The organism is Luteitalea sp., from assembly GCF_022842525.1.
In the GTDB taxonomy this organism is placed as follows: domain Bacteria; phylum Acidobacteriota; class Vicinamibacteria; order Vicinamibacterales; family Vicinamibacteraceae; genus Luteitalea.
Genome location: NZ_JALHPM010000039.1, coordinates 31,465 through 42,814, shown reverse-complemented (window position 1 = coordinate 42,814; position 11,350 = coordinate 31,465). Strand labels below are relative to the sequence as shown.

Below are 11,350 nucleotides of genomic sequence, written 5' to 3'. Positions count from 1 at the left end.
TCGCGGGGCCGATGATCGCAGCCGCCCGGGGCGAGGCGCCGACCTACCTCACGCTGGACGGGCGCCGACTGGCGCTGACGGCCACGCAACTGCCGGCGGCCGACCGAGTCGCGGCGGTCATCGCGGTGCCCCTCGCCGACGTGCTGGCGCCCTTCGACCGCATCAGGCGCGTCGAGTTGCTCGCCGCCGTCGCCGCCCTGCTGCTGGCCGTCCTCCTTGGCGCCGTGCTGTCGCAGCAGCTCACGGCGCCCATCCGGATTCTCCTCGGCGCGACCGATCGCGTCAGGCGCGGCGACTACGACTTCACGGTGGACGTTCCCCATCACGACGAGTTCGGAACCCTGGCCGAGGGGTTCAACCAGATGACCGGGGGACTGCTGCTGAAGGAGCGCTACCGCAGCGTGCTCGACAAGGTCGTGTCGCCCGATGTCGCCGAGGCGCTGCTGAAGAGCGACCTCCGTCTCGGCGGCGAGACCCGCGAGGTGACGACGCTGTTTGCCGATGTGCGCGGCTTCTCGGCCATGACCGAGCACCACACGCCGGAGCAGGTGATCGACATGCTGAACGAATGGCTGGAGCTCGCCGCGGCCGCGATCGCCGCCGAGGGTGGCGTCGTCGACAAGTACGTCGGGGATCAGGTCATGGCGGTGTGGGGCGCACCGGTGGCCGATCCGCAGCATGCCCTGCACGCCGTGCGCGCCGCGCTGCTGCTGCGGAGCGTGACCGCCGAACTCGATCGCACGCGACGCGCGCGTGGCGAGGACCCGCTGGCAATCGGCATCGGGGTGAACACGGGGCCGGCGGTCGCGGGCAACTCCGGGTCGTCGACCCGCCTGAACTACACCGTGCTCGGCGCTTCCGTGAACGCCGCCATGCGGCTGTGCTCCGAAGCGCAGCCGGGAGAGATTCTGATCGGCGAGCAGACCTTCGAGCGGGTGCGCGACGCCGTCGACGCGGCGCCCCTGCCTTCACGGCTCGTGAAGGGCTTCTCGACCCCGATCGCCCCGTATCGTGTCGAGGGGTTGCGCGAGCCAGCACGAGGCCGTTCCGTCGGCGGTGCCATCGGCACCGCGCTGCTGGTCGGCACCTGCCTCGTCACCGCCGCCGCTCCGGCGCCGGCGCAGGTGTTCGATCAGCCGACGCTGGACCAGCGCGGCGTGCGCTACGACTCACCGGGCGGCCTCGTGCAGATCGTGCCCAGCGCCCGCATCGACGTCGACCTGTTCGTGCCGCAGGACGAGCCCGCCTGGCACCTGGAGGGCACCAACCCGTTCGTCGCCGGACGCGTGAGCCTGTTCACGGATGTCTTCATCGGACGCTACCTCTTCTTCTCGAGCGAAGTGCGCGTGGATCGCGGGCAGCCGGCGCGCAGCGGCCCGTTGCGCCTCCACCTGCAGCAGGCCTTCGTGCGCTACACGCCGGTGGTCGGCCGCGCGGTCAGCGTGCAGGCCGGCAAGTTCGTCTCGCCCTTCGGTGGCTACCCGGGGCGCGCCCACACGAAGGCCGACCCGTTCATCCGGCCGCCACTCGCCTACGACTACCGGACCGTGATGTCGGCCACCGAATTCCCGGCCGCCAACGACGGCGTGTTCACGTGGAAGAACCGTCCGGCCTTCAGGGCCGCGGGCCTGCCGATCGTGTGGGCCGTGCCGTACCCGATCGGCGCCACGCTGTCGGTCGGTGCGGGCCCGGTCTCGGCGACCGGCGGCGTGACGAGCAGCGCCGTCTCGGCCGATCCCGCCGACTGGGATCGCTGGCGCCTCGACGCGCCGGGTGGCCTTTCTGCCGTCGGCCACGTACGGTGGCGCCTCCGCCCCGAGGTCCAGGTTGCCGCCTCCTACGCCAACGGCGCCTACATGCGACCGACGGTCGACGCCCCGAGACAGGCCCAGGAGACCTGGGGCCTCGACGTGACGTTCGAGCGCGGACGGTATGCCGTGCGCGGCGAAGTGCTGGTCAACCGCTGGGAGGTCGCCAACGTGATCGAGGCGCCGCGGGATCTCTCGGGCTACGTCGAAGCCCAGGCCACGCTCACCGCAGGCTGGTTCGTCGCCATCCGAACGAACGCGATTACCTTCCGCGACCTGGCGACGTCGTCGGGCGCCCGTGACCGCTGGGACTACGACATGCAGCGGCACCAGATCGGCACCGGCTATCGTCTGGGCCGGAGCAGCGAGGTCAGGGCCGAGTACATGATCAACCGCACGGTCGGCCGCGAGGACCCGCGGGACGACCTGCTGTCGTTGCAGTGGAGTTTCACGTTCTAATCCGAGGGGAGGGCCGGCTCTCCGAGCCGGCCGCCACCAACGGCCCGTTCGGAGAACGGGCCCTACCCATCGTGGAACTGGATGCCATGGCTGACGAGTGCTGTCCGGGTGGAGACTGCGCCCCCCGCGTCGATCGACGGGACTTCGTGCGACTGGTGGGGCTGGGGCTGACGGGGGCCGCCGCCCCGGTGGCCGCCGCATCGCCGGCACGCGACGAGACGAGCGACACGCCCCACGTCACGACGACCGCCGCCGCCGCAGCTGACGTGGAGCGCCTGCTCGACGATCCGTCGTGGCCGTCGCTGCGCGTGTACGACCGTGACCATCTCGCACGCATCGCGCTGCCCCTCGGCGGGATCGGCACCGGCACGGTGTCCCTGGGCGGCCGCGGTGACCTGCGCGATTGGGAGGTGATGAACCGCCCGGGCAAGGGCTTCGTGCCGACGATGGCCGGTGCGGCGCCGTTCCTCGCGCTGTTCACGCAACGCGGCAGCGAGCCGTCCGTGTGCCGCCTGCTCGAAGGTCCTGTCTCCGCCGATCAGTACGAGGGCAGCCACGGGGCGCCCGGACCGAACCTGAACCTGCCACGCTTCCGGCAGGCCACGTTCGCGACGGCGTACCCGTTCGGCCGTGTGGTGCTGTCCGATCCGGATGTGCCGCTCGAGGTCCATCTGAAGGCGTTCAACCCGCTGGTGCCGACCGATGCCGACGCCAGCAGCCTCCCGCTCGTCTCCATCGTCGTCGAACTCCGCAACACCACGGCGGTGCCGGTGACGGCCGCGGTGTGCGCCACACTGCCGAATTTCATCGGCGTGGACGGCTCGCAGACGTCGAAGGACTGGAAGGGCGACCGGCAGGCCATTGGCGCGAAGGGCAACGTCAACGTGCTGCGCGACGGCGACGGGCTGCACGGGGTGTTCCTGTCGTCAGCGGGCGTCGATCCCCTGCACGAGGCCTTTGGCACCATCGCCCTGGCCACCACGGCCACGACGGGCATCTCGCGCCGCACGTCGTGGGTGGCGCCGCGCTGGGGTGTGCCGCTGCTCGACTTCTGGGACGACTTCTCGGCCGATGGCCGGCTCGACGCGCGAGCGAGTGACCCGAAGGTGGAGACGCCGGTGGCCTCGCTGGCGGTCACGCTGGAGGTGCCCGCAGGCGCCACACGCGAGGTGTCCCTGCTGCTGGCGTGGCACTTCCCCAACCGCTACACGTGGACGCCCGCCAACACGCCGCCATCGGGCGACGATCGGATCGGCAATCACTACTCGACCAGGTATGCCGACGCCTGGGATGTGCTGGCGCGCGAGACGTCCCGCCTCGACGGCCTGCGAACGCGCACGGCGACATTCGTCACCAGCGTGTGCCGCAGCGACCTCCCGGTGGTCGTCAAGGAGGCGGCGCTGTTCAACGTGAGCACGTTGCGCACGCAGACCTGCTTCCGCACGCCCGACGGCACGCTGTTCGGCTGGGAAGGCATCGCCGACTCCCAGGGCTGCTGTCACGGCTCGTGCACGCACGTGTGGAACTACGAGCAGGCCACTGCCTTCCTCTTCGGCGATCTCGCCTGGTCGATGCGTGAAGTGGAGTTCGGCCACGCCATCGACGACCAGGGGATGATGAGCTTCCGCGTGCACCTGCCGCTGGCCCGGGGCAAGGCCTTCGGCAAGGCGGCAGCCGATGGCCAGATGGGCTGCGTGATGAAGGTCTATCGCGACTGGCAGCTCTCGGGCCGCGAGGCCGACCTGCGGCGGCTCTGGCCGGCCATCCGTCGTGCGATGGAGTTCTGCTGGATTCCCGGCGGCTGGGACGCCGATCGCGACGGCGTGATGGAAGGCTGCCAGCACAACACGATGGACGTCGAGTACTACGGCCCGAATCCGCAGATGGGCCTGTGGTACCTCGGCGCACTGCGGGCCGCCGAGGAGATGGCCCGGCACCTCGGCGACACCGCGTTCGCGTCGACGTGCCGCGACCTCTACACGCGGGGCCGCACGTGGATCGATACGCACCTGTTCAACGGCGAGTACTACCAGCACGAGGTGCGACCGCCGTCGAGCGCCGACGCCGTGGCGCCCAGCCTGCTCGTGGGCATGGGCGCGGCCGACGTGACCCGTCCCGAGTTCCAGCTGGCCGATGGCTGTCTGGTCGACCAGCTCGTGGGTCAGTTCATGGCGCGTGTGTGCGACCTGGGATCGCTCGTCGACCCCGCGCATGCCCGGACGACGCTTCAGAGCATCCTCAGGTACAACCTGCGCGCCGACATGCACGGGCACTTCAACAACATGCGCGTCTTCGCGATGGCCGACGATGCCGCGCTGCTCATGGCCAGCTATCCGAAGGGCCGGCCGGAGAACCCGTTTCCGTACTTCACCGAGGTGATGACGGGCTTCGAGTACGCCGCCGCCGTCGGCATGCTGTACGAGGGGCTCGAAGCCGAAGGCCTGCGCTGCATCGGGATGATCCGCGCCCGCTACGACGGGCAGCGCCGCAACCCATTCGACGAGGCCGAGTGCGGCCACCACTATGCACGGGCGATGGCCAGCTGGGCGGCCATCCTCGCGATCACGGGCTTCCACTACTCCGCCGTCACGAAGACCTTCTCGATTGGTGGTCGCCTCGGCCGCTATCCCTGGTCCACCGGCCGCGCGTCCGGCGAGATGACCGTCGCCCGCGTCGCGCCGGATCGCCGCGAGCTCCGGCTGACGCTGCACGTCCACGAAGGCACCCTGGCCATCGAGCGGCTGCGGATCGACGGGCGCGGCGTGAGTCCGCTCGATCGTCCGCCGCTGGTGGCCGGCGAGCACTGGGAGGTCGTGATGTAGCCGTCGGACCCTGTCCGACGGTCGCCGGTGCCACCTGCGATAATGCTGGGGTGTCTCACACCGACCACCGCGCGGCGGCGCCCACTTCCGTGCGCTGCGCGGTCCTCACCATCTCTGATACCCGAACGCTCGACACGGACAGCGGCGGCGCTGCCCTCGTCTCGCTGCTCGAGGACCACGGCCACACCATCGTGATGCGGGGGCTCGTGAAGGACGACCCGAGCGCCGTGCAGCGCTGGGTCCAGGCACAGCGGTCACGCGACGACGTCGATGCGATCCTCACGACGGGCGGCACGGGCGTCGCCAGGCGCGACAACACGCACGAAGCCATCATGACGATGCTCGACAAGCCCATCCCCGGCTTCGGCGAGCTGTTCCGGATGCTCAGCTACCAGGAGATCGGCGCGGCGGCGATGCTGAGTCGCGCGTGTGCCGGCATCTCGCAGTGCCGCGTGGTCATCGCCCTTCCGGGCTCGGTCCATGCGGTGCGGCTGGCCATGGACAAGCTGGTGCTGCCCGAGCTCGGGCACCTGGTCCGCGAAGCGCGGCGGTGATCGAGGGTGCGGCCCGCTCGGAGAGCGGGCCCTACCCCACAGAGGGGTCGTGGGGCACGGCGTGGCGGGGCACCCGGACGACGAACGACGTCCGCCCGTCGGTACTGCATCCGGTGACGCTGCCGCCGTGTGCGCGCACGATCTGGTCGACGATGTAGAGGCCGAGTCCGGTGCCGCGGGTCGTGCTGCTCGACGTCACGAAGGGCGTGAAGAGCGCGGTGGCGATCTCGCTCGGGATGGTGCCGGGGTTGGTGACTTCCAGGCGGACTTCCGCCGGGTCGTCGCCGCTCACCCGGACCTGCACCGCCGTGTCGTGGTCGCCGTGCGTGGCGGCGTTGCCGAGCAGATTGGAAATCACCTGCAGCAGGCGGTCGGGATCCCACGTGCCGGCCGTGTCGCCACTGCGCTGCATCTCGAACGTCTGCCGATCGTGGAGTTCGGCGATGGCCGTGTCGCACAGCACGGCGAGGTCGGTGACACGCGGGCGAATCGGCAGATTGCCGAGGCGGGCTGCACCGAAGTCGAGCAGCTGCGCGATCAGCCGCGTCATCCGGCCCGACGCCGACTGGATCGTCGCCACCATCCGCTGCAACGTCTGGTCGTCGCGTGTCCGCAGGCGGAGCACCTCGGCCGACGAGATGATGGCGCCGAGCGGCGTGCGGAGATCGTGCCCGAGCACGCCGAAGAGCATCTCGGACATCCGCACGAGCTGCCGATGCTCCTCGAGCTGCGCGGCCAGCAACTGACGCTGGCGGAACAGCTCGGTGAACACCTGCACCTTGCTGCGCACCAGCGCCACGTCCAGCGGCTTGAACAGGAAGTCGACGGCGCCGGCCTCGTAGCCGCGGAACAGGCGCGCCGACTCGGGCGCCGCCGCCGTGAGGAAGATGATCGGGATGTGCCGCGATCGTTCGGCGCCGCGCATCAGCTCCGCAAGCTCGAAGCCGTTCATGCCCGGCATCTGCACATCGAGCAGCGCCACGGCGATGTCGTCGTGCCGCAGCAGGATCTCGAGCGCCTCCGGGCCGCCCGAGGCCCGCAGCACCCGCAGTCCAGGTTCGGCGAGCAGCGCCTCGAGCACCTCGAGGTTGTCGGGGATGTCGTCGACGGCGAGCACCGAGACCGGGGCGATGGCCCCGTCGGGGCGCGACGCACGTCCGGCGAGCAGGGCGGCGTCAGCCACGGCGTGTGCCCCAATCGGCCAGGATGCGGCCCATGCTGGCCGGGTCGAGCGTGACGTGCGGCGCGAGTTCCAGGGCGGCCCGCGGCATCACGGCAACCTGGGCGGTCTCGGGGCTCTGCACCCACGTGTGGCCGCCGGCCTCGCGGATGCTCGCCAGTCCCAGCGCGCCATCGCGGCTGGCGCCCGAGAGCAGGATGCCGAGCACACGGTCGCCGCGGGACTCGGCCGCGGACTCGAAGAGCACGTCGATCGAGGGCCGCGAGTAGTGCACGGCCTCGTCCACCGACAGCGCCAGTGTCCCGTCGTGCTCGATGAGCAGATGATAGTCGGGCGGAGCGAAGTACACGGTCGCCGGCTGGAGCGTCATCTTGTCCTCCGCCTCGCACATCGTGAGGGCACTCGTCTGGGCGAAGAGTTGCGGCAACGCACTGCGGCGATCGGCCGGCACGTGGACCACGACGACGACCGGCACCGGCAGGTCCGCGGGCAGGGGTGGCAGCAGTTGCATGAGCGCATCGACGGCGCCAGCCGAGGCGCCGATGACGATGACGGACGGCGGGTGCAGCCGCAGGGTGTCGACGAGGGCCTCGTTCACGCCAGCCTCCGGTACAGGCGCTGCTCGCGGGACACGACCTCGAACGACCTGGCGGTCGCGAACCCGTGCAGGCTCTCGCGCGACCCGATGCCGAGGAACCCGCGCGGCACCAGGGCATCGTGGAACAGCTGGACGGCCCGGGCCTGGAGCACCCGATCGAAGTAGATCAGCACGTTGCGACAGGACACCAGTTGCACCTCGGCAAAGACGGCGTCGGTGGCGAGGGAGTGATCCGAGAACGCGACCCTGGCCCGCAGCCGTCGATCGAAGACCACGCGATCGTACGCTGCCGTGTAGTAGTCCGACAGCGACCGCGTGCCGCCAGCCGCCTGGTAGTTGCGGGTGAAGCCCGGCACCCGCGCCTGCGGGTACACGCCGGCCTCCGCCGTACGCAGTGCCTCCGGGTTGATGTCGGTGGCGTAGATGAGCGCCCGGTCGAGCAGGCCGAGCTCGTCGAGGAGGATGGCGATCGAATGCACCTCCTCGCCCGTGCTGCAGCCGGCGACCCAAATCTTCAGGGACGGATAGGTCGCGAGCATCGGCAGCACGTCCTGGCGCAGGGCGGTGAAGTAGGCCGGATCGCGGAAGAAGTCGCTGACAGGCACCGACAGCATCGTCAGCAGCCGGGTGAACAGGTCGACATCGCGCAGCAGCGCTTCCTGCAGCAGCGACATCCGCTCGACACCGAGGCGTCGCATGGCGCTGGTCACGCGCCGCCGGAGCGAGGCGCGGGCGTAGTGCCTGAAGTCGTAGGAGTAGCGCCGCCAGATCGCCTCGAGCAGGAGTTCGAACTCGACGTCGGCGGCCCGGTCGTCCGGCGTCGTCTCGACGCCGGTCACCGGGCCATCCACACGCGACAGAGCGACACGAGCTTGTCGACGTCGATCGGCTTGGCCATGTAGTCGTTGGCCCCGGCCTCGAGACACTGATCGCGGTCCTCGCGGCGCGCCTTGGCCGTGAGCGCGATGATCGGCACCTCCCGCAGCGCCGGCTCGGCGCGGATCGCCCTGGTCGCGGTCAGCCCATCCATCTCGGGCATCATGATGTCCATCAACACCAGGTCTGGGCGCTCGGCCCGCGCGAGGTCGACGGCCTCACGCCCGTTGCGCGCGATGACCATGGTCGCGCCGCGCGGCTCGAGCACCGCCGACAACGCGAAGATGTTGCGAACGTCGTCTTCGGCCAGCAGGATGCGACGTCCCTCGAAGATCTCGTCGCGCTCGAGGGCCGCGCGCAACATCCGCTGCGATGCCGTCGGCAGCGTCGACTCGACCCGATGCAGGAACAGCGTCACCTCGTCGAGCAGGCGCTCGGGCGAGCGCGCACCCTTGACGATGACCGAGCGCGAGTAACGGCGGAGGCGCTCCTCATCGGCCGCCGAGAGGGCGCGGCCCGTGTAGATGATCACCGGCGGAAAGGCGTGCGTCTGGCTCGCGCTCATGGCATCGAGCACGTCGAAGCCAGTGGCATCGGGCAGGCTGAGATCGAGCACGACGCAATCGTAGGTGATGTCGCTGAGCCGCTGCAGTGCCTCGCGTCCGGTACCGACGTCGTGCAGTTCGACGCCCTCGAGCTGCAGCAGCGCCACCATGCTCGAGCGCAGCGCCTCGTCGTCTTCCACGATCAGCAGGCGACGCACGCTGCGCTGGGTCTGGGCCTCGATGCGACGCACGCTCTCGAGCAGCGTCTCGCGCGTCGCCGGCTTGACCGCATAGCCGACGGCGCCGAGCGCGAGCGCCGTCTGCGTGTGGTCGTCGACCGACATCATGTGCACGGGAATGTGCCTCGTGGACCGCGTCCGCTTGAGGCGGTCCAGCAGCGCCAGTCCCGAGCCGTCGGGCAGGCTGACGTCGAGCAGGATGCCGGTCGGGCGCAGTTCGGTGGCCAGCCGGAAGCCTTCGTCGGTCGTGCTGGCCACCACGCCGTCGAACTCGAGTTCGTGCGCCAGGTCGTAGAGGATGCCGGCGAAGGCCGGGTCGTCCTCGACGATGAGCAGCAGACGATCGGGACGTGCCAGCGACCCGCGGTCGTCCAGGACGGCCGGCGCCGAGAGCGCGGGCGGCCGCGCCTGGGCACGCCGCACCGGCATGACGGGCGCGACGGTGGCCGTGGTTGCCGCCACGGCAGGAGTCGCGGCGGCCGACTCGGGACGCGGCACGTGGTGTTGCGGCACCACCAGGCTGAAGCGACTGCCCTGCCCGACCACACTCTCCACGAGCAGCTCGCCACCGAGCAGGTGGGCCAGCTGCCGCGAGATCGACAACCCGAGTCCGGTGCCACCGAAGCGACGTTGCGTGCTGCTGTCGACCTGGCGGAACGCCTCGAAGATGAGGTCGATCTTGTCCGGCGGGATGCCGGGGCCGGTGTCCTGGACGTGCAGGGCCACGGCGCCGTCGGTCGTCGCCTCGATGCGCAGCCGCACGTGGCCGGTCACGGTGAACTTGCAGGCGTTCGAGAGCAGGTTGACCACGACCTGCTGCAGCCGGACGGCGTCGGACGTGATGGACCGAGGCGCGTCGTCGGACACCTCGACCGAGAAGTCGAGGCCGCGATCGCGGGCGATGGGCTCGAAGATCTCGCGCAGGCCGTCCGCCAGCGTGTGCAGATCGATCGTCTCGATGCTCAGATCGGTGCGGCCGGACTCGATGCGGGCGAGATCGAGGATGTCGTTGATCAGCGTGAGCAGGTGCGACCCCGACGAGTGGATCGTGTTGGCGAAGCGCACCTGCTCGGCACTCAACCCGCCGCCGCGATTGTCGGCCAGCAGTTTGGCGAGGATGAGCACGCTATTGAGCGGCGTCCGCAGCTCGTGCGACATGTTGGCGAGGAACTCGGACTTGTACTGACTGGCCTGCTCGGCCCGCGCGGCGGACTCTGCGAGCGCCTGCTGCTGCACTTCGAGTTCCTGCGTCTGGCTCTCGAGCTGGGCGTTGGTGGCTTCGAGTTCGGCCTGCTGCTCCTGCAGGCGCGACTGGCTCGTCTTGAGCGCGAGGCTCTGTTCCTCGAGCTCCTCGTTGGCCACCCGGAGTTCTTCCTGCTGCGCCTGCACTTCGTCGCGCTGCCGTTGCGTCTCCACCAGCAGCGACCGCACGCGTTCGCGGAAGGCGGCAGTCCGCAGGGCGATGGCGGCGCTGGCGGCGACGCGTTCGAGCAGGTCGCGGGCGAAGGTGTCGGGCCGCTGGTTCAGCGCCAGCTCGAGGATGCCGTAGCGCTCGTCGTCGACCGCCAGCGGCATCAGCGCGAGATGACGCGGCGCCCCGCTGGTGAGGGCCGTACTCATCCTGAACGCTTCGGACGGCACGTCCTCGACCACGTGCCACTGCCCCGAATCGATGACCTGTCCGATCAGCCCGTCGCCCCGGTAGACTTCCGTCGGCAGCACCTGGACGTCGACGCCATCCGAGGCCGTCAGGCGGAAGACGCGCTGGTCGTCCGAGGCATAGATCGCCGAGGCCGGCGCCGACAGGGCTCGACCCACCACGCGGAGGGTCCGCCGCGACAATTCGTCGACGCCCGCCTCGCCCTGCAGTTCGCGCAGCAGTTCGCCATGCACACCGCGCAGCCGCGATTCGTAGTGCATCGCGTTGCGGGTGATGAGCAGCTGGCGGGTCAGCACCGCCACCGGCCAGATGACGAACATGCCGAAGATGCGGTTGGCGTAGCCGACGCCTGGAATCGTGTGTGCGTCGGTGATGGTGGTGAGCCCGACCAGCGCGGTGATGAGCGCCGCCCCGAAAATGGGGGCGTCCACGGACGGGCCGAGCAGCGTCAGCGCCAGTGGCACCAGGTACAGAATCCAGACGGAGACGCCGAGCGGCGTATACCAGTCGGCGACGAACACCGGCATGGCGGTGAGCAGCAGGAGAGCGTAGAAGAGCGCAGGACGTTTGACGTTCACGGGGCGTTCCGGGACATCCGGTAGCGCGATC

Annotated in this window: 7 protein-coding genes; 3 read left to right on the top strand and 4 right to left on the bottom strand. The window is 70.1% G+C overall.

The features are described from left to right. The 3 genes from Q0C41_RS10525 to Q0C41_RS10515 all read left to right on the top strand — a co-directional run. Positions 1 to 2,267, top strand: a 2,267-nt coding sequence (locus Q0C41_RS10525) for an adenylate/guanylate cyclase domain-containing protein (RefSeq protein ID WP_291983532.1), incomplete at its 5' end; no start/stop codon positions are given. An 86-nt stretch (positions 2,268 to 2,353) separates the two neighbouring features. Then, positions 2,354 to 5,089 carry a GH116 family glycosyl-hydrolase gene (locus tag Q0C41_RS10520; RefSeq protein ID WP_291983531.1) on the top strand — a complete coding sequence of 912 codons (2,736 nt, stop codon included), beginning with the start codon at positions 2,354 to 2,356 and terminating at the stop codon, positions 5,087 to 5,089. A 50-nt stretch (positions 5,090 to 5,139) separates the two neighbouring features. Continuing rightward, positions 5,140 to 5,643, top strand: coding sequence for a molybdenum cofactor biosynthesis protein B (locus Q0C41_RS10515; protein ID WP_291983530.1), 504 nt, complete (start codon positions 5,140 to 5,142; stop codon positions 5,641 to 5,643). A 31-nt stretch (positions 5,644 to 5,674) separates the two neighbouring features. On the opposite strand, the gene Q0C41_RS10510 is transcribed toward Q0C41_RS10515, so the two are convergent. The 4 genes from Q0C41_RS10510 to Q0C41_RS10495 are packed head-to-tail and all read right to left on the bottom strand — an operon-like array spanning position 5,675 to position 11,319. Beyond that, on the bottom strand, positions 5,675 to 6,826 hold the full coding sequence (locus Q0C41_RS10510; RefSeq protein WP_291983529.1) for a HAMP domain-containing sensor histidine kinase: 1,152 nt from the start codon (positions 6,824 to 6,826) through the stop codon (positions 5,675 to 5,677). After that, positions 6,819 to 7,421 (bottom strand): chemotaxis protein CheB, encoded by a 603-nt coding sequence (locus Q0C41_RS10505; RefSeq protein ID WP_291983528.1) that lies wholly within the window; start codon positions 7,419 to 7,421, stop codon positions 6,819 to 6,821. The genes Q0C41_RS10510 and Q0C41_RS10505 overlap by 8 nt, the downstream gene beginning before the upstream one ends. Next, positions 7,418 to 8,260, bottom strand: coding sequence for a protein-glutamate O-methyltransferase CheR (locus Q0C41_RS10500; RefSeq protein ID WP_291983526.1), 843 nt, complete (start codon positions 8,258 to 8,260; stop codon positions 7,418 to 7,420). Before Q0C41_RS10500 ends, Q0C41_RS10505 begins: the two co-directional genes overlap by 4 nt. Then, positions 8,257 to 11,319, bottom strand: a complete 3,063-nt coding sequence (locus Q0C41_RS10495; protein ID WP_291983525.1) for a response regulator — start codon at positions 11,317 to 11,319, stop codon at positions 8,257 to 8,259. The genes Q0C41_RS10500 and Q0C41_RS10495 overlap by 4 nt, the downstream gene beginning before the upstream one ends. Between the last annotated feature and the right edge of the window lie 31 nt (positions 11,320 to 11,350).

Coding starts and splice junctions, on each gene's coding strand:
- Q0C41_RS10520 (WP_291983531.1), top strand. CDS start 2,354: ATGGCTGACGAGTGCTGTCCGGGTGGAGACTGCGCCCCCCGCGTCGAT.